At 50.3% G+C, this 22,551-nt stretch carries 18 protein-coding genes and 1 pseudogene; 4 read left to right on the forward strand and 15 right to left on the reverse strand.

What is annotated here, in order from left to right; translation table 11 throughout:
• Positions 1-186 precede the first annotated feature (186 nt).
• Positions 187-681 carry a hypothetical protein gene (locus AC2FFB_RS05030; RefSeq protein WP_496874590.1) on the forward strand — a complete coding sequence of 165 codons (495 nt, stop codon included), beginning with the start codon at positions 187-189 and terminating at the stop codon, positions 679-681.
• 97 nt (positions 682-778) lie between these two features.
• On the opposite strand, the gene AC2FFB_RS05035 is transcribed toward AC2FFB_RS05030, so the two are convergent.
• The 3 genes and pseudogenes from AC2FFB_RS05035 to AC2FFB_RS05045 form a co-directional block, all read right to left on the reverse strand.
• Positions 779-982, reverse strand: a complete 204-nt coding sequence (locus AC2FFB_RS05035; RefSeq protein ID WP_496874591.1) for a hypothetical protein — start codon at positions 980-982, stop codon at positions 779-781.
• Positions 979-1,506, reverse strand: coding sequence for an ArdC family protein (locus AC2FFB_RS05040; protein ID WP_496874629.1), 528 nt, complete (start codon positions 1,504-1,506; stop codon positions 979-981). Before AC2FFB_RS05040 ends, AC2FFB_RS05035 begins: the two co-directional genes overlap by 4 nt.
• 6 nt (positions 1,507-1,512) lie before the next feature.
• Positions 1,513-1,857, reverse strand: a pseudogene (locus AC2FFB_RS05045) (ArdC-like ssDNA-binding domain-containing protein); the annotation flags it as partial.
• A gap of 552 nt (positions 1,858-2,409) precedes the next feature.
• Here AC2FFB_RS05045 and AC2FFB_RS05050 point away from each other — a divergent pair.
• The gene (locus tag AC2FFB_RS05050; protein ID WP_496874592.1) at positions 2,410-3,450 is read left to right on the forward strand and encodes a class I SAM-dependent methyltransferase; all 1,041 of its coding nucleotides are present in this window, start codon (positions 2,410-2,412) and stop codon (positions 3,448-3,450) included.
• A 75-nt stretch (positions 3,451-3,525) separates the two neighbouring features.
• Here AC2FFB_RS05050 and AC2FFB_RS05055 read toward each other — a convergent pair whose 3' ends face one another.
• From AC2FFB_RS05055 to AC2FFB_RS05080, 6 genes are all read right to left on the reverse strand, one after another.
• Positions 3,526-4,437 carry a phospholipase D family protein gene (locus AC2FFB_RS05055; RefSeq protein ID WP_496874593.1) on the reverse strand — a complete coding sequence of 304 codons (912 nt, stop codon included), beginning with the start codon at positions 4,435-4,437 and terminating at the stop codon, positions 3,526-3,528.
• A 1-nt stretch (position 4,438) separates the two neighbouring features.
• Positions 4,439-6,205 carry an ATP-binding protein gene (locus tag AC2FFB_RS05060; protein ID WP_496874594.1) on the reverse strand — a complete coding sequence of 589 codons (1,767 nt, stop codon included), beginning with the start codon at positions 6,203-6,205 and terminating at the stop codon, positions 4,439-4,441.
• On the reverse strand, positions 6,205-7,878 hold the full coding sequence (locus tag AC2FFB_RS05065; protein ID WP_496874595.1) for a DEAD/DEAH box helicase: 1,674 nt from the start codon (positions 7,876-7,878) through the stop codon (positions 6,205-6,207). Before AC2FFB_RS05065 ends, AC2FFB_RS05060 begins: the two co-directional genes overlap by 1 nt.
• Positions 7,879-8,130: 252 nt before the next feature.
• On the reverse strand, positions 8,131-8,970 hold the full coding sequence (locus tag AC2FFB_RS05070) for a phosphoadenosine phosphosulfate reductase domain-containing protein (protein WP_496847384.1): 840 nt from the start codon (positions 8,968-8,970) through the stop codon (positions 8,131-8,133).
• Entirely contained in the window at positions 8,963-12,313 is a 3,351-nt protein-coding gene (locus tag AC2FFB_RS05075) for a hypothetical protein (protein ID WP_496874596.1), read from the reverse strand. The genes AC2FFB_RS05070 and AC2FFB_RS05075 overlap by 8 nt, the downstream gene beginning before the upstream one ends.
• Positions 12,303-13,244, reverse strand: coding sequence for a DUF4007 family protein (locus AC2FFB_RS05080; RefSeq protein ID WP_496874597.1), 942 nt, complete (start codon positions 13,242-13,244; stop codon positions 12,303-12,305). Before AC2FFB_RS05080 ends, AC2FFB_RS05075 begins: the two co-directional genes overlap by 11 nt.
• A gap of 126 nt (positions 13,245-13,370) precedes the next feature.
• Here AC2FFB_RS05080 and AC2FFB_RS05085 point away from each other — a divergent pair, with 126 nt between their 5' ends.
• Both AC2FFB_RS05085 and AC2FFB_RS05090 read left to right on the forward strand, forming a co-directional pair.
• Positions 13,371-14,513, forward strand: a complete 1,143-nt coding sequence (locus AC2FFB_RS05085) for a cysteine desulfurase family protein (RefSeq protein ID WP_496874598.1) — start codon at positions 13,371-13,373, stop codon at positions 14,511-14,513.
• Positions 14,514-14,585: 72 nt separating this feature from the next.
• Positions 14,586-16,613: a DNA phosphorothioation-associated putative methyltransferase gene (locus AC2FFB_RS05090; RefSeq protein WP_496874599.1), complete on the forward strand. Its 2,028-nt coding sequence runs from the start codon at positions 14,586-14,588 to the stop codon at positions 16,611-16,613.
• Positions 16,614-16,732: 119 nt separating this feature from the next.
• Here the strand turns inward: AC2FFB_RS05090 and AC2FFB_RS05095 are convergent, their stop codons facing one another.
• The 6 genes from AC2FFB_RS05095 to AC2FFB_RS05120 all read right to left on the reverse strand — a co-directional run bounded on the left by AC2FFB_RS05095 (position 16,733) and on the right by AC2FFB_RS05120 (position 22,402).
• Positions 16,733-17,602 carry a serine/threonine protein kinase gene (locus tag AC2FFB_RS05095; protein WP_496874600.1) on the reverse strand — a complete coding sequence of 290 codons (870 nt, stop codon included), beginning with the start codon at positions 17,600-17,602 and terminating at the stop codon, positions 16,733-16,735.
• A gap of 26 nt (positions 17,603-17,628) precedes the next feature.
• Entirely contained in the window at positions 17,629-18,906 is a 1,278-nt protein-coding gene (locus AC2FFB_RS05100; protein WP_496874601.1) for a GmrSD restriction endonuclease domain-containing protein, read from the reverse strand.
• A 318-nt stretch (positions 18,907-19,224) separates the two neighbouring features.
• On the reverse strand, positions 19,225-19,473 hold the full coding sequence (locus tag AC2FFB_RS05105; RefSeq protein WP_496874602.1) for a hypothetical protein: 249 nt from the start codon (positions 19,471-19,473) through the stop codon (positions 19,225-19,227).
• 251 nt (positions 19,474-19,724) lie between these two features.
• A complete protein-coding gene (locus AC2FFB_RS05110) occupies positions 19,725-20,798 on the reverse strand; it encodes a hypothetical protein (protein ID WP_496874603.1) in 1,074 nt (357 codons plus the stop codon).
• Between the two features lie 88 nt (positions 20,799-20,886).
• Positions 20,887-22,107 carry a type II toxin-antitoxin system HipA family toxin gene (locus AC2FFB_RS05115; RefSeq protein ID WP_496874604.1) on the reverse strand — a complete coding sequence of 407 codons (1,221 nt, stop codon included), beginning with the start codon at positions 22,105-22,107 and terminating at the stop codon, positions 20,887-20,889.
• Positions 22,100-22,402 (reverse strand): helix-turn-helix transcriptional regulator, encoded by a 303-nt coding sequence (locus tag AC2FFB_RS05120; RefSeq protein WP_496874605.1) that lies wholly within the window; start codon positions 22,400-22,402, stop codon positions 22,100-22,102. Before AC2FFB_RS05120 ends, AC2FFB_RS05115 begins: the two co-directional genes overlap by 8 nt.
• Positions 22,403-22,551: the final 149 nt, after the last annotated feature.

Consider the following 22,551-nt stretch of genomic DNA (forward strand, 5'->3'; position numbering starts at 1 on the left):
CAGATTTCTGATCGTCCAAGTTTAAGCGGAGTTCTGGGGAAAATGGGCTTCGCCTCAATAGACAGCTTCACGAGCCCCAATGCCCGATGCCCTGTCTGCGGTGATAAAGTCTATTTTTACCGATCCTCCGATGGTGGAAGCGTGTATTTTGATGAACTTGGCCCCCCTTGGCCAAAACACCCATGCATGGACAACGGTCAAGAATTTCGAGGGGACATACTTTCTTTTTTTGCAGCCAACGGAGTGGATATGAAGCCAGAACAAGCAATGAAGCTCGCGGCAGAACTTGTTCAGTACGCTATGACTGATTTCCGAGAGCCAAACAGAAAGTGGCCTGAAACCGAAGTTCTTGAAGCGCGATCTGAGCTTTTGAAGTGGATGTTTCGTCGGCATTCGGCAGGGGAGGATTATCTCATTCCGCTGAGCGAATTTCTTCAGGTCATTGGCTACCTTGAGAAAAGTGCGGCAACCAATATCGGAATGCTTGAGGCGCTACCTGAGCTCGAAGCTATCACAGGCAAAGAGAAGCCCGAAGAAGAGCTGATAGAGAGAAAGGAGAGTTTAGCAAAACACCAGGGAACACTCTCCCTAGCAAGCCAGTTTAGGGCACATTACGAACGAGAAAGCCATGTTGAGATTGGTCAAATTAGGTTGATTGAGACACTAGGCGATGGCAACTGAAAACACTCGCCCCCGCCCCCGCGTGTCACCACATACCCGCTGTTGACCCAGTGAACGCGGTTGCCCGCGTCCACTGCTGCTTTGATCTCTCCCAAGGTCATCGCAACGCCTCCTCAAGGATTGCGAGCGCCCCAAGACAATCGTCGATATAGGGCTGCTCTTCGCCTTCCAAATCGTTCAGCTCCAGTCGTTTCAATACTGCGTAAAGCGTCGCGCGCGCCTCGCTGGCGGCGCTTCGCAAGCTAGCTGTGTCTTCCAGACGCGCCGTTGCAAAATCATCGCTGTGATAGTCGGGGATCATGCTGCCACCTCCTTGCTTTGACCTGCAGCGTTCAAAACAAAGTCGGCTGCCTTCTGCGCCTCGGACGCCGCGCGAAAAATCGCCCGCTTGTCCTCTTCGAGCGCCTTCAACCACCCTTCAACATAGGCGGCGCTTTGATCGAATTCCGGCGCAACGCCAATCTGGGCACCAAGGAAACAAGCGCCGATTTCTGCCACCAGCTCTTCAAAGGCATAGGCTTCGCGGTTCGCAAATTTCTTGATCCGCTCAAGCCGCTTTTCGCTGCCGGTCCAATGGATCACCTCATGGGCCAACGTCCCATAGTAGCCTGCCGCATCGTGAAAGGTGGCAATCGGCGGCATGTGGATGTGATCTTTGGAGGGACTATAATAGGCGCGCGGGTCCTCGCTTGTGAGGATCTCCGCCCCTGTCCGGCTGAAAAACGCCTCAAGCTCTGGATCTTCCGCCGTGCCAAGATCGCGCGGGGCCTCGGGCCGGATGTAGTAGTCCTCGGGCAAGCCTTCGATCTGGTCCGCATTGAACACGCGATAGGCGCGCGCATAGGGCAACTCTTCCTCGATGCCCAATTCGTTCTCTCTAGTGAACGTCCCGTATTTGACCACTGTCGACGACGTTTCACCTTTGCGGACATGACCGCCTAATTCCTGCGCCTGTTTGTAGGTCATCCATCGGCTGGACACATAGCCATGCTTCGCCACCATGACCCAGAGCATCAGAACATTAATCCCGCGATACTCCTCGCCGTTGTGTCGTGTCGGCTAGGCAATGCCGGACGCGCTCCCTGTCCACGGCTTGCGCCATGGCGGCGTGCCTGCCTCGATCTCTGCAATAATGGTGTCGGTGACATGGGCATAAACATCAAACTTCGGTGCCATTTGTGGCCTCCTCGATCAAAGTGACGCGGGTGAGGCTTCGCGCCCCCTTCCGCCGATGGGCTGCGCCTCGGCCACCTGATCTGACCGAATACGCATGTATTCGGCGGAACAGAGTGGGAGAGGGCAAAGCCCGACCCACGGCCCTGAACGGGGCTGTCAATCGGCCACATTTGCGAAGAAAATGTCTGCGCCAAAATCAGACGCCAATTTGCCCCGCGAGGAATGGCTCGCCCGCGAGACAGGGGAAATTGGTGGCTGATTTTGGGGATGGACTAAGGTTGACCGCCACGGTCAGGGATGTTGGGCGGACAAAACAAAAGAAATGATGCCTGGATCGGGGTGAGCGGGCCAACGGCCCGTTGAGCCTCAGTGCAGTCGACTGGGAAACTTTGCCCGCGCGATAAAGCGCGGGCGCATTGAAATCAACTTTCGCGTTTGATACCAAAGTTGCGAAACTCAGATAGCAACGCGCGCATCCGTTTCGCCTTGTCAAAATCAAGATTTCTGAATTGATGAGACAACAATTCTATTGACACAAAAAAGGTGACGGGGATGTCGCTCGAAAAGGAAGCATATGAGCAGAACTATCAACAGTTTCGCTCTCTAAACCAAATAATGTGGCAGATCCCAGTCTTGGCGATGACGTTGACCGGGGGGCTTTGGTTCGGCGTTTCCAAAATTGAAGACAACCCCTTTTTGGCGAGCATCCTACTCTGCACCGCTGTCGTCGGAAATCTAGCATTTTCTGCAGTACTTTACCGGTTCCGCTTTGTCATGCGCTGCTATCTAGATGAGCTCGAGCGCGCATACCCAGAGGGGTTTGTAGACGCTAGTTCACCAAACGACGGAATGGGGCGGATAGCTAGTTTCTTCGCCGGAGAGCAACGTGTTCGCCAAACATTCTCAATCTTGCTTTATTGGGCGGCAGGTGCAAGCTTCGTGCTGCTGTCGGTAGAGCTATACCAATGGAAAAGCGAAAGCACAAAAATGAACCGCGACGCAGGCATTGAATTCTACGACAGACATGCCGCTGCTTTGGCAGACGGTTACGAAGCCATATCTTTCGAGGACGCGTACCCGTTTCTTGTTACGACTTTGAGTGATGATTCCCTTTCGATACTTGATATTGGCTCTGGAACCGGCCGAGATGCGTCTTGGCTAGCTCGGCATGGCCACAAAGTTGTCGCTGCAGAGCCGTCTGCATCTATGCGCAAAATTGCTGAAGCCATTCATCCCGATGATGCTATCGAATGGATCGACGCACGACTTCCAGAACTCGAAAACACGCGTCTAAAGCCTAACAGCTTTGACATAATCTTAGCTAGTGCTGTTTGGATGCACATCCCCCCGGAACAACGCAAGGCCTCTTTGTCACGCATTGGAGAACTGCTTTCCGACGGTGGCAGAGCGTTTGTTTCACTCAGAATTGGGCCGCAAGATGAAGATCGTGGGATGTACGAAGTCAACGCCCCTGAGTTTGAAGACACCGCAGAGCAAGCCGGTTTCGAACTCTTAAGTCACGGTGATTTCGATGACCTTCTCGGGCGCGCTCAAATAAGCTGGAAGATGTATGAACTCAGCATTCAGCAATAAAACCGGATCATACCTATAGTAAGATAGCCAGACTGTAAGTGCCTACGATCCAGGTCGATAAAGAACTCCGCACGACTACACCGCGCGGATTACCTGACTGTACTGCGGCCGGACCACTTCAAACTTTGAGTTGCACCTGCTAGCCCAATCGAACAGGTTTACCACGCCCTCCTTGATGCTCTTCCGATATGGCATAGGATCGTCAAGGAGTTGGTTGTGGAACAAAGATGTGACCTTCCCAAACGATAGCTCACCGTAGTCATGCAATTGTGTTTCCAGCCAAAAACAGGCCTTCGACGACATAAAGCCTTTCAACAGTTCGTCTTCGCCCGCGTCCTTAGTGCTTCGCAAACAATCGAGATCATGCTCTATCGCCGACGGTTCAGCAGACTGGGCCAATAGTTGGTCTAAACTACACATTGGAAGATCATGAAACCAGACTCCAATGGGTTGGGGGCGAAGTTGTTCAGATATGTGTTGAGGCCATTCATTCTGGTTCGCGCCCTTCTCGCGTTCTACGCTAGCCAAGAAATCAGCCATCAATTCGACCGTATCTCGATCTAGCCAGTTTACGGATCCGAGGTAGTCACGAACTTTGGTCTTTTCTGTGTGACCATATTCGAACCCAGTTCCAAACTCGTCGTTCTCAAAATGCGAAAGGGACATTCCCTTTGATGTTAAATTTGCGCTTCCAATGAAGATCTTGGAGTCCACGATGTAGACTTTTCCATGGAGGTTCCGCGATATCCCGAATGGAATATTAGCCTCCTCACAGATGTAGAAGCACTCCAGGTCTGAAGCTCCAGCCACCAGATCTGACGGCTGCCAACGAGATACGATCTTGAGGTTGCTAGTTCTACTTGTTTCAATAAGCCACTTGAGCGCATCGAGCTTAACAAATGCGCTAAGAACTATTACTTCTTGCTCCGCTGAGGACAAAGCATCCGCAAGTTCTCGTCTAAAAGCACCAGTTTCTAAGAGAAGCATTCTACTCGTCAATATTCTCTAAGAGTTTTGAGACCCAGTACCCCCACCGATCACGGAATTTCTCAAAAGTTTCGCCATCTAGGGTTTTCCTGAACTCATCTTCAGTACGCACATAAGCCATCGTGTAAACTTCAAGAGCACTGAGCGCTCGATCATCGCCAGAGTCCTCGACATGTTGCCATAGTTTTTCGTAATATGGCGAACGGGTGTTGATAACTCCAACCGCTGCATTTGCTACGAACTGCAGGTCCAAGAACATAGTCCCAGGCCAACTACCCTTATTCAGGTCAACCTTGTAGTCAATCGTTGCTTTGGCGAACGCTTGGGCATCCTCTTCAGAAAGCTCTGGGCGAGTTTCCAGAACATATTGTGTACGTTCTGCCAGCTTCTCCTGTTCCGACTTGGTCTCAGCCTCTTTGTCTGAGGATGTTTCAGTGTGATCCTCCGCCACATCCTTATTTACCTTTTCAGAAACGGGGTCAGGTTTGGCTTTAGATGGGTCCGCAGAACTCCCTTCCTTTCGTGTTTTAATAACGTCCAACATTGCATTGATCTTAACTGTGAGATTTCGATTGAGCTCAAGGTGCAGTGAAGATTTGTAGTGGCCAGAATTCTCCGGGTCCTCCGCAGCTTCGTTCAAGGCTTCAATCTGCTCGACGTCGTGTTTCGGGTCTAGTTTCTTGAAGCCTCGAATATGCTGCTTGTTGTTAGTAACACCAAACAACTCATCCAAAACTGGCTTGAAACGAACTTCTACGCCCCACCACCTCTGCCTGGTATCACTGTCTAGAAAACCAAAGGAACCAAAGTCTATCTCACGGCCAGCTCGAACAAACGAGATACCAGTATTGCGTGCGTAGTGCTTGCCGAGATTTGAATTACCACCCATTTTTTGGGTCTCTGGCTTGGCTATACTAAGGCGAATTTCAATGTCCGAAAATTTTCCCTGCTCATACTCTATTGGTATGGCATATGGTTTCTCAAACTCGACGTTCGTAGCCTTTCCATCGCTGTCTGGGCAGCTTGACGGCTCCAAAAGGTACAAAGGATCATTGGGCTTCAACTCATGCGACGCTTCGACTTTGTTATTGTCTAGATCGAAGTCGACCAAGCTCACATCACGTTTCTTGCCATAATCATCATTGTCATCCAAGAAGTGCCGATAAATGCGGCAGAGCTCTTCTTGCATCCGAGAAAAGAGCGTCGACGGGCGCTTGAAATCCACTCCATCTAGCTTGGACCATAAGACCAGCGTGCCACTGCTACCGATCTTTCCTCCAACCGCTTCAACTATCTCTTTGGGAAGGTCTGTCTCTTCAACGCTTTTAAGATACTGCTGCCTGCCTTCCTTGACTTCCGGTAGATCAAGATACGTCTTGTGGACCGACCCATTTTGCCAAGAATAAACCTCAACAAGCTCCGCCTGTGAAAGAGACGAACCTTTAAGTCCAAAGCCAAAACGTCCGAGACCATCTCGGGTATCTAGTCGAGTGCCCCAACCTAGTGATAGACAGCGTCCCAACTCATCCGGTGTCATCCCGTGCCCATCATCCAAAACCGCTATTTTTTGAACTCGGTAGACCGTACGCTTTGCTACAGGTTCTCTGGCTGACAGCGTAACTATGGTTATCTTTTTCGCCTCGGCCTCGATCGAGTTATCAACCAATTCAGCTACAGCAGTAGCCGTGTTTCGATAGCCAACTTGGCGCAATGCATTGAGCGCTAAGTACGCATCAACAATCTGCACTGGCTTGTCTTGTTTGTTCATTATGCTTCTCCGAAATGCTCATCAAAATACGTAAACGCTTGCGGCACGTTGGGTAAATTTAGAATATTATCAACCACATCCACCACAGTGCAGCTAGACGTCCCACCTACTGAATTGCCTCTAAGGCCCCGTCCCACCATTTGTGAATAAAGAACGACCGACGTTGTCGGACGCGCAATCACAACCGCCTCAGTCTTTGGTGCGTCAAATCCCGTTGTCAAAACACCAAAATTCGTTAGAACCCTGACACTTCCGTTTTTGAAATCTTCAATTGCCTCGCGCCGATCACTCGGTGGCGTTTCGCCGGTTACCGCTCTTGCCGCGCACCCTCTTTCCCTGAGGATCAATGCCATATCGGATGCATTCTGCTTCGATGGACAAAACACGATGGTCTGTTTCTTATCGATTAGCGCAAGCTTTTCGACGGCAGCAACTACTTCCAACGTCCTCTGCGCGTTGTTGCCTAACTCTGCTAGCACTTTGGGAGAAATGTCTAAAAGATCTGAAATCAGCCTGACTGCCGCAGCGTCAAGATTAATAGTAGCGCTGGTGTTGAGACGCATACGTTCAACAGATGACAAAATCCCACGATCCTGAAGGTACTCAATTGAGTTTCTCTCGCCGGTCAATCGCTGGTCGATCGTGAGTTTTTTATTGCCATAAAAATCCGATAGAGCCTTAGTTTGAGTTACATCACCCCCAACGTGATGCCTACCGGGCGTAGCCGTCAAGCCGATCAGAGTAGTGCTCGAGTTACAGAGAAACTCTATTGCTTTTTTGTAAGTCGGTGCCATCGACATGTGCGCCTCATCGACAATCAGGAGACTACATTCGCGCCTAATTTCTGCAAATCGGTCAAAATCAGCGTTTTTGTTTGAGTGAATGCTAGAGTAGCAACTCTGAAAGCTAGTAACTATGAAGCAGGGCTTGCTTAGATCGATGTTGTCTGGCTTCCTGCCCCCCCACATCGAGTAAACATTTGCATTCTCAGTTCCTAGTTTTGTCCAAATGCTGAGGAACGTTTGAACCGCCTGATCGCAGAGCTCTTCGCTATGAGCAAGCCAAACCACAACGGGACTTTCACGTGAACAGCTAAACCGAAGGAAATCTGAAATGAATTCCATGGCTGTTCGTGTTTTTCCCGAGCCTGTCGGCATATGCGCAACGATTCGTCTGCTTGTTGCATCGGCGTGGGAACCTGCCTCCAAAAAGGAAAAACTAACAAGCTGTTTTCTAATGCTGTTTTGATAATCGAATAGGGGTTTTTCAATATGTGTTTGCAGATGCGGTTCTGGGCCAGACATCAAATCGTTTGGGAAAGCTTCGTCGATGTTCAGGTCCATCAGCTTTAGAAAATTGATCGTAGCCTCATTTCTTCCCCAAGTGAAATTCGGTGGAATAGTTACAGAGCAACCATCTGGCCCTGAGCCGAGTTTGTCTCGGATAACTTGTGGCGAAAACACTTCTAGAACAGCATTTCTGAGGTCTCGCTTCCTAAAGATAGCCAGCCCACTTTCAGAAAGCATGGCTTCAGCTACCGCACGAGGTCGAGTACTAACCCCGAGCTCTGAAAGCCCTTCTAATCGGTTCTCACCCCAAAAAGCCGCTAGTCGTGCGATACCTATGCTTGCGAGGGCGTCAACTACGGCGCTCGAACTCATCTTGTTTTCCACTCTCTCGATTTTCCACTCGCCAGCAGCACGGACCAAGGGTGTACGCTTTCGGCATACTTTGACAGATTCCGCTGCTTGGTAAAGCCCCTGAAGGGAAATGCTTTTTCGTTGACGGCCCCTAAATGCGAGCTCGGTGATCTGTTGAGGGAACAAGACCCAATTTTAGGTTCATACGAAACAATCTGACGGTGAGTATTCGCGAGCCCGCTTCCAAAGACCTTCAACGCTGCATCCTGAAAATCCTACATCAGATCATTTATGGCAGGCCAAACACACCTTTTGCTGGCCATAAATCTCATCTAGATCAACTGCGCCTTGTTCCGGCCGTAGAGGATCAACCTTCCTCTTCGCCTTAGCTCTTTCGACACGCTTTTCATGATCTGCGCGGATTTGAGCGATGCGTTCAGGTTTTTCCAGTTCAAGCAGTGTCTCCCCTTCACTCCATGAAAACGGCGACCCGTGGTCGAGAGAGGTTTTCTCCATTTGCTTTGCCCTCTCGAAGGCTTCAGGGTGACGCTCCTTTAGGCCAACCCATTCAATTTTTTGCTGAAAGAAACAAAACGTGCAGCCACTCCTGGAACGCCAATCATAGTATGCTGGAAGGCCAAGTCCCGAGTTCTCAAGAATTTCGAAAACGCCGGCCTTGTCGATACCATCATCTTTGAAAGGCAGCTTGGTAATCAATCTTCCGTTTTTCGAGTTCAAACCTTGGCGAAAATCTTCATCGGCCCGGATTGCTACATAACTATAGACTGTGTACCCCTGCTCGGTAAATTCAGATTTGACCCACTTCTCAAAGGGCTTAATCTTTAGATCTTTCGTACACCAACGCGTTTGGGCTGATGGAAGGAATTGATTGTACTGGGCAAGGTAGAACTTGAAATCTCGCCCTGGATCCAAGTACCGGATCTTCTTGCCGAGAAACCCCTCGAGCATCGCTAGGTACTCATAAACCTCATCCAGCTCTTCGCCCGTGTCAGTGAAGAAATACTCAATATCGAGTTCGGGGTGAGCCTGGCTCATGTAGATTGCGAGAGCTGAACTATCTTTGCCCCCAGACAAGCCTAGAACATGTTTTACCTTGTCAGCCATCTACTTCCTCTCTTGCGCCTGATTGTTTGATCCTCGCGGCACCAACTTTTGCCAAAGCAGCCAGGATCACGTTTCTACCGGTGCCTTCCGCAGCCTGCTGCAATACCTCTTCAATCTTTTTACTGAGGTTATTCACTTCCTCATCGTCGGAGTCCAAAACGTCGAATTCCTCCATCACAGGCGTGGGCCGATCATCAACGCTGACAATCAACGCCATAGCGGAGCGCTTGTCCTTCCGCCCAGCCACTCGCGCGACTGACTCGTGTTGGTTGAACTGCTGCGCAAGCAATGTGAGTTGAACAATTGCCCGGTCTATGTCGCTATCAATCCAAGCTTTGGGGGGCTTATTGATGCCCAATCCCGCTAGTGCCTCCATCGACTGTAAATCATCTCCGAAGCTTGTAAGCTGGGTGATAAAAGATCGAAGCCGCAAGTCACCAGCGACATCTCGGATATTCTTCGCACGCTCATTTAATTCTCGGTACGCTTTGGCAGTACGTCCGTGAACTTGTAACTCATTCAGAATATGCTCGCGCATTCTGTTTAACATCGCGGGGTAAGCCTCACGGATTTCTATGAGCCCTTCTTTGATGTTTTGAGCGATCTCAGAGATCCCTTGATCAGTGAGAATATCGATATCCTTTCCGTAGAGCCCAGGAATGTCATCAAAGGCAAATTTTTGTGGGTCATTAGATCGCTTGAAGAGCGCCCTGACTTTTTTTGCGTGCTCAGGAAGGCGCGCGGTTCGTTGAACCCACGGTGCTGAAGTTTCGTATGCTGCGATGAGCGCGCGTCCAACTTCTAGCGGACTTAACGTTGAGATCGGTTGATCCACAACTTCACCGACTGCGTTTGCCAGTTCAGTAAGTAGCCTCTTGGTCGTTCGGTTCATTTCGATCCAGCGTAGCTGGACCAGCTGTGGCGCTCTCAAGACATAGTCCACATCTACATCCGAAATAGTCGATAGGAAAATACCCTCCCTGTAGTGAGACAGGTTCCGGCGCTCGGCGAGCATGAAAAGGACAGCAAGGAATGGCATCAAACCGTCTTTCAACCCAAAGGGAGGTGCCCGCCATAGGTCATATACATCGGTAAGCTGTACATTCCGGCTACCCCGTTGCTTCAAAAAATCTTTCGTTGCTTTCCAGATAGGTAACAGATTTGCAGGATTATCTCCTGAAGGCGGCACAAACTGCCAATTGCCTCCCTTCTGCACGTATAGATCATTGGCTTCAACCAGCGACACGAACAGAGCTTTTTCTGCAGGAAACTTTTCAAACCCAAGCCCGGGAGTGCCCTCTTTTAGGACGGCGGCATGCAACAACAACTTGAGAGCCGAATTAGCAGATGCCGATGGCTTGGTACGATTCAGCAATTCGTTTCTTAGCTTTGGCGACATTGGAAATCGACGATCCGCCATCTCTGACACCAAAACCGTGAGGTTCCGAAGCGCTGGAGCCGGAAGATCATCAATTCCAGTTTGCCATTCGGCGCTTGCGATCAAGTGCCAGACCTCGTGCTCAATCCGGCCTCCAATCGCCTCGATACGATCGTTTAGCTCTCTGCGCGCAATTTTGTCTCTATGTATCTCGGCATTCGATGCCAAGATATCCTTCAAAGCGGAGTGCTCTCGTGCGAGTGCCACGAGATTCTTCGATTTTTCAGACCGCATAACCGCAAAGTCGCCAGCCCACCCATACTCTCCGAAATCTTCAACAATACTTGGGGTCGCATCGTCCAGTGCAATAATAAATGCGCCGAAGCATCCATTTGTAGGCGCAAAGCTGGTAACATAGCTTTCTACCTGGCTTTCGAGCATTACCTTGAGTTCACACCAGCGCAGAGCGCCGGTTTCACGGTAATGGCGTTTCGCAACGATATTTGGCGAAGACAAGGCGTTTGAGATTGAGCTGAGATCGAAGTCTGATCTTTCTCTCAATGCCTCATCCAGCGCCACTTCTATATCAAAGTCGCTCCCGTCAAATAGAGAGTAAGTGCCCCTGAACTTTCGAAAAACAACAATCGACGCTGCCTCAAGTTCTGACAGAATTTCTTCTACCGCAGCACTTGTTTGGTTTGTTGACAGGCGAAGTGCCTCCAGCGTCGCACCTACTCCGGTTTGCTTTTGCGTTAGCTCCAATATAGCTAGCGACTTAAGCAGTTGCACACCGAGCTCACCACCATCTTTCGCTTCCCATCTCGCGATTGCATCTCTCGCATTTGCAAAGTGATGGCTATCCAGAGACACAGCGATTGCCGCTTGCAGATTGAATTCGAGATAATCCCAAAAATCCGCCAATCCGTAGTCTTTCGGATCATCTACACTCGCCTTCTCAAGGTAGTCCTGAAAGCCAAACAGCTCGGACGAGCCTAGAAAACTGAAAATGCTACGCTGGTTTTGCCCATAACTCCGTCGCGATGCAGGCCCTAGCACCAGTGTAACAAGCGGGTTGAGTGGCCAAGCGCTAGTAAACAACTCTTTCGAAACTACGGACGCGCCACGTCGAACATCGCCAAGTAGTTCCGCGGCTGCCTCTGCGTTCCGTCTAGCGCTATCCGGCTGCTCTGAAGCGATAATTGCCTTGCTCACCAATTCAATCTGCTCATCGCCAGATACATTGACGGGAATGTCAATGAAGCGACCCTGGATCTTTCCCCACTCATCTTTGATGTCGCGCGCCAAGCGGCTCGCATATTCTTGGAAGGATTGATGAAGGATACCCACAACGATAAGGCGGCCACCGCTTCTCGACGCCGCTTCACCAAGCAGTTGGAAGAAATATGCGTCTCCTGTTGAGGATGCCGCGTGCTCAAGCAGCTTCCCCATTTCATCCAAAAAGAGGACTAAACCTCCAGAATGCTCACAGTCGTCAGCGGCCAAATACTGCAAGTACTCAATGACTTTTTCAGGCGTATCAAACTTCCTTTGGCGTGCCGCAAGTCCTGCATCCTTGATTCCATCACCGATCAGCTGAAAAGGTTCCGCGCTGCGCCCTACGATCGATATACATTTCCAGCCATCTCGCTTCGGAGGGAGTAACTTCCATAGCCCCTTTGCGAACTCTGGATCAGTTTTGCGCGCGGCAGCAGCCCGCTCTTGCTTACTCCCACTCAACAACGCAGAGAGGGCTAGTGCGAGACTCGACTTCCCGCTTCCATAAGGACCGGTCCAAGTGAAAGCACCTTGCCCGCTCTCAAATTGTTGATGTGAAAAGTTTCTAAGGATTTCCCGTACTGATGACGAGAAGACAAAACCCTCGAGGGCTTCATTACGGTCATCTTGATCAATTCGAACAGATCGCAGGAAGCGTCCATTCACCGAGACAATTTCGTTAAGCGGCATATGATCCTCTCAGGGTGGAAATATCAGAGGACCACAGGTTTTCTACAAAATCTGCGGGAAATTCTCCATGCCGAAGAAGCTGCTTCAATCCGGCTGTCTCAGACCAGGAGATCAATCCGTCGGTCACGTCAGCAATGTCGGCCAACCGATCAATCAGCTCCCACTCTTCAAGTACGAAAACCCTTCCAGGAGACCCGGGCTCTAGTAGCATTGATTGGACGCCAAGTGTGTTTGCAGAAGACGTTCGCTCCCAAAAATCGCACACCGCATAGAGAAACACGCCGTTAGACAGGCCTGGCTTTCGCCCTAAGTTCATACTAAATTTTCCATTTGAGCGCCGCCGTATCAATCCCAGCTCAGTCAGCGGAGAATTGAATGCTTCTTCGCTAGGGCCCCGCTTTGGGACGCCAGGCACGTAGTTAGCCAATAAGACGCTTATATCGTTTGATAACGTTTTCTCTGTTGGCAATTTCCAACCACGCTGACCAATAAATTCCATCAGTCTTCGCAGAACTGTATCGCGGTCAAAGTTGGGTTCATTGAAAACATTGAACAACCAATAGGTGGCTGTATGCTTGGGATTGGAGGCAATATCCCAGTGGATTTTCCAAAGAGACGAAGCGCTTTCAAGGTATGGATCGCACCCATTGGGGCCAAGTAACTGCTGACCAAATTCGGTCGTTCTTACATCCTTCCCATCCGTAGTGAGAATACCTGCGACCTGTGCCCAAAATCGAATTGCTGCCACCATGTTCTTGCCCACGCCAAAATGCGCGATCGCTTCACTCTCTGAAAAAATCTTGTTGTTATTCAGGCCACTTGCATCAACAGCCTCGAATGCCTTTTCCAACCATCCGTAGCGCAACGGAAAGGTCTCGTGGCCGGAGAACTGCGGCTTGTAGTCCTGTGTAAATGTTGTTTGCTTTTTCATAAATCTGCTACCCTGCTTAGTGGTCGTTATAGCGATCTTCCGAGGGAATGGTCAACGACGACCTGGTGCTTGACCCCAGGATCAAGCTTGGTCTACAGATAACCTTCGATTTGGCAGGAAAACCCTTTGACCATATACCTTGATCATCAAGCAAGCACTCCGATGCTGCCAACAGTTCGGGCCGCAATGCAGCCGTTTTGGACTGAGTTCCATGGCAACCCGCACTCCTCTGAACATTCCATAGGGTGGACCGCGAATAAGGCTACCGAGGCTTCGAGGGCCAAAGTGGCCAACCTCCTTGGAGCCGATCCGGATGAAATTATTTTCACATCCGGTGCTACAGAAGCGAATAATCTTGCCATCAAGGGCCTAAGCATTCCGAGGCAACGGCAAAGTCAGCGTAAGAAAATCCTTGTTTCGGCGACGGAACATAAGTGCGTTTTGGAAAGCGCAGCATATGTTGCAAAGACAACAGGATGCTTGATTCTTGAGATACCGGTCGACGGGAAAGGCCACGTCGACCTCGACAAACTACGAGACATGCTAAGCGAGGATGTCTTGTTGGTAACCGTAGCATTGGTCAACAATGAAATCGGGACCATCCAAGATCTTGCCTCAATATCAGCACTTTGCCGCGATGCGGGCGCAATTTTCCACTCCGACTTCGCGCAGGCACCAAGCGCAGTCAGCCTTCTAGACTATGCGGATTTGGCTGACGTTGTTAGTCTGTCGGGGCATAAGTTTGGTGGGCCCATGGGGGTTGGCGCGCTCTATGTGAGCCGAGAGCTGAAGGACCGGATTGAACCTCTATTTCACGGAGGTGGGCAAGAGGGTGGGCTTCGGTCCGGCACACTGCCCCTTCCCTTGTGTGTTGGTCTTGGCTCAGCGGCGGAGTTCCATTCCTCTGAAGCCGGATCTGCTTTGAGAGCGCGGGTCGCAGGTCTACGAGATCTCTTCGTAGACAAACTGCAATCGAACCGCGACCATATTGGATTGAATGGAGATAAGCTTTGCTCCCGTCATCCTGGCAATGCGAATCTAAGGTTCAAAGGACGCGATGCGGGAGAAATGCTCCAACGATTACAACCCATCGTGTCAGCTTCTACAGGTTCGGCGTGCTCTTCGGGAATTTCGGAACCAAGCTACGTCCTCCGTGCAATCGGGCTCACATCGGATGAAGCGCAAGCCTCCATACGCTTTAGTTTTGGGCACGCCAATACATCAGATGAAGCTCTAGAAGCCGCAGAGGCTATAATAGCAGTACTCTAGATCGATCGCCCCTCGGTCAGGTAGGATGTTTCAAAAGAGCCTTTAGAAAGATCCAAACCCGAGGGGTGAAACTTGCAAAACAATAAATCTCTCAAAAATGCGGTTGGAAAAAAGGTAGGGCAGGCGATCTACGTGCACCGTAGCGCGGTTGATCACCTTCAGACGAGCGCAAAGGATAAGCTGAGCCTTGCACTGCAAAGGGTTCCGGAAGATTTCCAATGGTCAGTGCTGAAGATCTCGGGGCAAAACGACCAGACCTTCTCGTTTTTGGACTATCAAGACTTCAGCGCCGTGGCTTTTCCAGAGCTGCGGGCAAGCCTACTCGTCAACCTCGCGGAAGAAGGCGCAAGACTGAGAAAATATTCCGGCGCAAACCCACCCATTCTCCACAGAAAGGAGCTACTCCTAGCCCCAGATCATCCGCTAAGAGATGACTTTGCAAAGCTGACGCAGTCCTTAGAGAGCAAGGGTCTTTTTAAGAACATGGCAAACAAGGGAACGCGGCGGATTTGGATGGAGACACTGGCTGAAGCCGGATTGACCGTCGAAGGTCCACACATCGTGCAGAGCGGTTTGATCTCAGAAGAGTCCGCCAAGAAATCAGCCTATGACATGAATGGCCCAGAGAAAAACACTGTTGAGCGCCACAAAACGGCGATCACGCGAGCTGCGCTCTCAGCGCCAATGTACCTGCTGTTTACAAGTGGTCTGATCCGTCGCGATAGAACCGTTTTGGACTATGGATGCGGTCAAGGTGATGACATCCGAGCCCTACAGTCTGATGGCTATACCGTCGAAGGTTGGGATCCCCACTATCGACCAGATCCCAGTACTCTAAAAAAGAGCCAAATCACCAATCTTGGATTTGTCCTCAACGTAATCGAAGATCCTGAAGAGCGAACAGAGGCACTTAAGCGCGCCTTCAGCCTAACGGAGCTCTGCTTGGCCGTATCCGTCATGTTGTACGGCAAGGCTGACCTGAGTGGCGTGCGGCCCTACCGCGACGGATACTTGACGTCCCGACAGACATTCCAAAAGTATTATACCCAAGCAGAACTCAGAGACTTCATCGTAAGCATTTTGAATGTCGAACCCTTGGCCGTAGGCCAAGGTATATTTTTGGTCTTTCGGGACGAGTTGGAAGAGCAAAGATATCTACTAAGGCGTCAAATAGGCTTCAAAGGCCGTGAGTATCGCTCCGTTCCAAAACCAAGTGCATCGAAAAAAGGCACCCCAAAAAACCCTAACGACAAGCTCAACAAAACAACCATCCGAGACCTTGCTGCTGAGATCAGGGCCTTTGGCCGTCAGCCCGACATCTCAGAACTTCCCAAAAGCCTTGTGACAAAGCTTTTGCGATCAAAGCAAGGCCTTCAGTATGCGGCAAGTCAGGCAATTGCAGAAATAGGTCACGAGGAACTTGAAGGAATCGTCGCCACAAGAACTGAAGATCTAAGCCTTCACTTCGCAATGCATGCATTCTCACAAAGAAGATCGTATGGCTCATTTCCTCCTGAACTAAGGCGCGACATTCGGGCTTTCTTTGGCAGCCACAAAAGAGCGCAGGAATCTGGACAAGCGCTCCTCTATTCAATCGGCAACCAGGACCTTCTCCTAGAAGATGCTGAAACGGCAGCCGCTGCTGGAATCGGTCATTTAGAACAGGGCAGATTTCAATTTCCTACTGATAGGCTCCAAGATTTGTCCGTCAGGCTTCGAGGGTTCGTGGCACTGGCGGAGAGACTGGCAGGTGATCTGTCCGAAACAACTCTGCTGAGAATTCACATTACCAGCCGTAAGCTGACTGCCCTCACCTACGCCAATTTTAAGACATCATTTCTCCCACGTCTGATGACTCGGGTGAAAGTTGAGTTCGACACATTTGATGTTTCCATCGTGGACCACTCTACAGAAAACGATGTTCGCCTTCTTTACCTAAAATCCCGCTACATGGCCGATACTGATCCTCGGCGAGCGGCACAGAGAGCATTCGACCAAGAAGTCTTGGATCTGAACATCCTCAATTTCAACAATGAAGGGCCGAATTTCCGGGAGTTTGCTCAGACCCTCTTGAGGGTTGGAATACAGATCCCTAGTTAAGTGGAATACAATCATCGGCAGACTATTGAGTTCGCGTTCGAGGGATTTGCATCCTACTAGAAAACCAGTATATGCCTAATGATCTAGGTGGCACATCACAATATTTTTAAAGCACTATCCTACACTCGAATTGCATTTTCTAGCTCGTCGAGGAACTGTTGACCATCTGCATAGCGATTGGCTCGATTGTGTAACAAGGCTTTCATTATCACATTCTTCAAGTTGTCTGGCCCCACCCAGTCTTCCTCAGTTATTATGCCTGTTGGGTGGGTGCCATGCATAACGTACCAAAAGATTGCCGCTAGCTGAAAAACATCAGAGTACTTTCCAATCTCGTTTCCTGCCCCCAATCGCTTGTTGTGGGCTTCGGGAGAAAGCCAAAACTTCGGGCCAATGTTCCCCATTGTTGGGGTTAAGTCGATATCGCTTTCATCTACGACCAAGCTACAAAGCCCATAGTCGCTCAGTAGCCATTTGTCGCCTAGCACCAAAATATTTTCGGGTTTTATGTCGCGGTGGATTGCTTTTTCATGCAGGCAGGCGAGCGCGCGTGCTAACCCTCTGAATTGTGCGGCGTAGGTCTCATAGCCTATGCCCTTTCCCTCACCCTTCAAAATTAGCTGCTGAAGATTGCAGTCTGCTTTCTCCATGACAAGAAAAGGTATCCTTACGGGTTTGCCTTTTGAGGGCGTCGCGTCAACAGTACCTTGACCAATATAGCTAGAAATATGAGGATTTTTCAGTTCGCTCATCAACCTAGACTCTAAGACGAACCGTTTAGTGTTGCGATAGCCGCCGTTGAGGAGGAACTTGACAGCGAGCTCATCGCCGCTCCGTTGATCTGTGCATTCATAAACGACTGCATTGCCACCTCTAGCAAGCCAACCTTCAATTTCGTAATTCCCACCCTCTTGAGTGGAAAACACATCAGGGACATTGAATACCTGACCACGCTTCAGTGCATAATCATCAAAGTATATCGGGGTCATTTCTAACAGTCCGGAATCTTAAAATATCAGTCAAACAAATCTGGTTGTTCAGAATCTGGTCGTGGAGCAACTATATAATTTGTACCATTTCCACATTCGGCGTGTAGCCACACAGAGTTTGATATCTGACGGCTAACTTCACTCGAATCCCAGCCGAGAACCATATTCTCAGGGCCCTCTTCACTGCCACAAACATGGCAAGTAAGCTGTTCTTTTGCCAGTTTTTTTAAGTCAAGCTTTACCCTATAATACACTTCAACTTGATCGTTGCTCATATCATCAGGACAGAATGTTCCAGACAAAATTGCAGCCAAGAACCTCTTTCGCCACTTACGGCTTGAGGCCGAGTTGGCCTGAGAAACGCACTTAATCGCGTACTCTTGGAGTACTTGGATTTCTGATTCTGGTCGGATGTGATGATTTAGTATTTCTAGATCTGCTCGCAGTGCCGTCAGATCCGTTCCATCGAGAGTGTTACCGTTCCGAATGAAGTCGAGTGCCGCTAAGAAAAGGGAATAAAAGTCAGCTTTTTGTTTAAACCTTGTTTTTGCCATTTCAGCACTGCTACCGAAAATCTTTTCCAGTAGCAGTAGCACCGCTTTGAACTCTTCCGCGGTCTTTTGTTTTTCGCCTGGATCCCAATTTGCGTAATGGCGGTAGAAATCCTCTAGGTAACCCTTCTTATCCTGAATACGGCCTACTGTCGCCACGAGGAGTTCAGAAACAAATTCAACATCGCCATACCGGCGGCGGTTAGCCGTAGTAAATATTCGGATGTCATCCAAGAAAGCATCCAACGCAAGTTTTTCAGATAAATCTAAGAACTGGCCTGGAAAATCAGCCTTTCTTAGTTCTTGCTTGTTTAGGGCAACTGTATACTTGTTTACCCTAGAATAGACATTTCTCACTTCATCGTCGGATGCATTTTGAGCTTCATTGAAATCTATCGAGTACATCAGAAAATCGTCCCTGACGTTTTTACTTAGCTCAGAAAATAGCCTTCCCTTCAGTTCGGCTTCAAAAGAGTCGTCAAGCCGAAAGCCACCCCTGAGAAAGCTCAATATTGCCTGGATTCGTTGTTGACCGTCGATCACACTACGAATAGTTTTTCCGTCCTTCAACTCAGTCGACAAGAAGATCTTGGGCATCGGGATTTTCTTAATTATTGTATCCATCAGCATCACTTGTGCTGGTAGGCTCCAAACCTCACGTCGCTGAAAATCCGGCTGGATTATGAGTTTTCCATCTTCTGCCCAGTCACGAATGTCAGAAATAGGATGAGGACTAGAATTCCACTTTACCACGCAGAACCTCCGTAGTTCAAAATTCAACACAAAAGCAAAAATCAGCCACAAGTTGCATTCGTTTTTCCGTTAGTGATGAGAAACTACATGAACTAAAATGCCACAGCCCGCTTTCGATCACCATGTCCATTGTGGCTTGTAACTTCAACAATGAACAGCACATAGGGCAACATTTTCTTGTTTCGTCTTTTGATGGTGTCCAGGCCAATCATTCACTAACAATCAGCATGGACCACTTAAGTGGGGCTGATCAGGCAGAGCCTAACTTAGGTCGGCATACCATGAAGTTTCGGGAGTATACCGAACTACAGCTAAGCTTTATCGTCCTTGCAGAAAGCCAGGGCGGGCAACCCGCCCAGGCGCTGAGGTCATTCGGTGACCTGATCTTCGTCGCGGCGCGGGGAAGGGGACCATTTCGACGTCAGGGAACATGCTGTGTTTGACGTTGATCGACGTGATGTTGCCGCTGTCGTCGGTGTTGACGAAGAGCACGCCGCAGCGGTCCCAGAAGTTCTTGCCGTCTTTTTCGCCGGATTTGACGTTTAGTTTCAGAGTTTGAGTAGCCATTTTTTGATCCTCACTTTGAGTGTTTCGATGAACATGGCCAAAACTGGCACCAAGGGGCTGTCAGCGAGAAACTTGCCTCGCGAGGAATGCGCTGACGCAGGGGAATTTTCTTGTTGAAGCGGGGCTTGCACCGCGTCCGGCACGGCTGCCCGCTTATGTTCAGCAATCGGAAAAACGGCAGTGAGAACGAAAACTGGCAACCAAAAAATCTACTGCCGAGTAACTTACACAAGCCTAAAAAAGAACCAGAACTAGAGACCACGGCCTGGCCAACTGAATCCAAAATGACGGACGTAATACTTGTCATGCATGTACTTCAGATCGTCTTCCCAATCCGAAATCGCATCCTCGTAGCCGCGTGATTGCATTTTTTTGAAGTTTTTCGCCAGACCGGCAATGTGATAAGCAATTTTTCTAAGCCTCAAAGCAGACTTTGGTTCGCCCCACATTCGAAGCGCCGAAATCCCTTCGACTGGTGGAAGATGCCCCGAGAAGCAGCGATCCAGGATCAACTGCCGTGTTGATTCTGGCAAGCCATTTGTTTTCCCGACCGTATATCCGAGCACTTTCAGAAAGCTTTCCTCAGCCCTCTCGAAATCGCCACCACCATGACCACTTCCAACATCTGTGGTTGGCCATTTGAAGGCTTCCACTTCGGGCAAATCTCGGACCCTTCGCTTCCACTCCTTTTCGACAGCTGAAACAATCAATAGGTGTTCGTTTTTCTTTTGGCCTGTCGAATTGGCTGCACGGGATGTATTTGCCTTCCAGAGGTTTAGGAGTTGCTCATTGTTTGACTTGGACAGGGAAGAGCGAATTCTTTTTCCGCTTTCAACAAGTGATGACATCTCTCGCTTCTGACGAGCTTTTGCTCGCCGCTTCACGTCTTCCTCTCTGCGAGCTTCGTTTGATTTCCGCCTTTCCAGCCTCTTTTTGTCTTTCTGCTCTTTGGCTGCCCGCTTTTGATCGAGATGCCGCTGCTTTCTAGCAACTGTTTCGACAGTCTTGGCCCATGATTGAAAGTGTCGCTGGTAGATTACGTCGATTTCCGCATCGTGGCGGATGACGGTTTGCCCCTTGAAAGTCAGGCCGACCGTGTATTTCGGTCCTTCCTGCGGAGACCCGACCCACATTTCGTCTCTCATCACAGTGAAGAGGCGCACGAAAACCTGGTTGAAGATCGGATCGTCGCCAAAACCGTGCAGTTCCTGATAAGCCTTGCCGACAGCAACCCACTCTTTTGGCTGATCAGCCAAGCTGTTCAAAACGAAAAGCGACAATTTTCGAACAGTATCGAGACTAAGTTCAAATTTGGATCTGCTCATAAGCATCCGCTTTCAAGAGTATTTAAATTCGAGGCCAATGGATTTGCGCCCTCATCACAAGAGCCGCAGGCTGGCCGATCACCATAATTCACGCTCGCGCCCTATCCGCTTCCTCGTGCTCGAAGGCTGTCGCCATCTCCCTGATCTCCCGCTCCGGAGCCCCCAATGCACGGGCAACGTCACGCCAAGCCATCGTCGCTTCGGCCACCTCGGCAATGATGCGATCTGCCTCGCCGCGTTCGAGAAGATAGGATTCATGTTGCGCGCGGTGCAGGGCGATACTGGCATCCGGATTGTCGTCATCAATGTAGCTATTGAGCACGCGTGGTTGGTTCGGCACGGGGTTGATGTCGTAGGCCGGTGAGAGGTGCCATCCGCCCCGCCCACGCAGAAATCCGTGATTGCGCATATGGTCATCGAGGTTCGTGACGAGAATGGAAAAGGCGACCCGCCGGTAGAGCTCCTCGCGGTCTTGGTCGGGTGTGACGCTTTCTGAAGTGATAATATCTGCCAGGTCCAAATAGCTGTAGCTTTCGCCATCTTTGCCGCCCAGCATTGCCATGGCGGAGATGAATGGGATCCTGCCGTCATCGTTCCGGTCAAACCGATGGGACAGGAAAACCGGCTTGTCGCCAGCCATTTCAAGCATGTGATCAGAAACCGTAATTCCGGCGCGCCTTGCGAGCTCCAGTGCGATGGCTTCCCAGCGTTCCACGCAATAAGTGTCCGTCTCTTTCGGGAACTTGGCGACAGAAAGACGGCCGTGTTGGTCGAGGATGCTGGCCTTCGGCCGTGCGCCACCGAGAGAACTTCCAGGCGCAAACAGCATTTGAAGATCCTCAGCAGTCTCTTCCCCACGCAGAACGCGATGCGAGGCATGAAGCAAATCCCCGAGGCTCACGAGGGCAGGCACCCCTATGCCCTCGCGCGCTTGGAACTCACCATCAACCTTGAAGCGCAGCGCACCCAAACGGGTCTCGTCATTCACGCCAAGCAGGTAGTCTGTTTCTTGCAGCGTTCTCGGACGTCGCCCCTCGGCCTCTGCCATGCGCCCCTCAAAACGCCGCATCACCGTTCTGCCCCAAGTATCAGGGGCAGAATCCCCAAGCGGTGCAAGCATGTCCTGCCCTGCCTCAGGCACGAATTGCCCTTTAACGAGCGGCATGTCCGGCGAAAGCCCAAAGGCATTTTCATCATCAAGCCAATCGTTATGATAGGTGAAGGACACCCGCTCTCTGCCACGTCCAGCTGTGCGGTGGAGCGTGCCGACCTGTTTCAACCCTTTCCACTCGATCCAGACCTCAACCATTTTTCAGTCTCGCACGCTGTGGGAGGTCATCCAGGGCCATTTGCTCCCCAACCGGGTCATCGATATCCCCCCAACCTTTCAGAAGGCCGAGCGCCTGCAGTACTGCCACGTAGGTGCCGATCTTGACTGCGGGGTTCCCGCTTTCGATCTTGGCGATGGTCTGCCGCGTTGTACCAGCGCGCCGCGCAACAATCTCAGCGGTCAATTTGCGGCGCAGTCGCGCAACACGAATGTTTTCCCCAAGTGTCACGAGCTCTTTACGTGCCGCCCTGGGCATTTTGATCGAAACAGCCATAATGATATCTCCAAGTGACGCTAAGACCATAAATGTTACACTGAGAAACCATTAATGTCAATTTTCTCCGCCTGACGCAACGAACAAACACCCTCGCTCAATCACACCTTATGTTAATTCAAAAAAACATTAAACGTATTAAGGTTACC

This window comes from Ruegeria sp. YTSA219, from assembly GCF_059609985.1.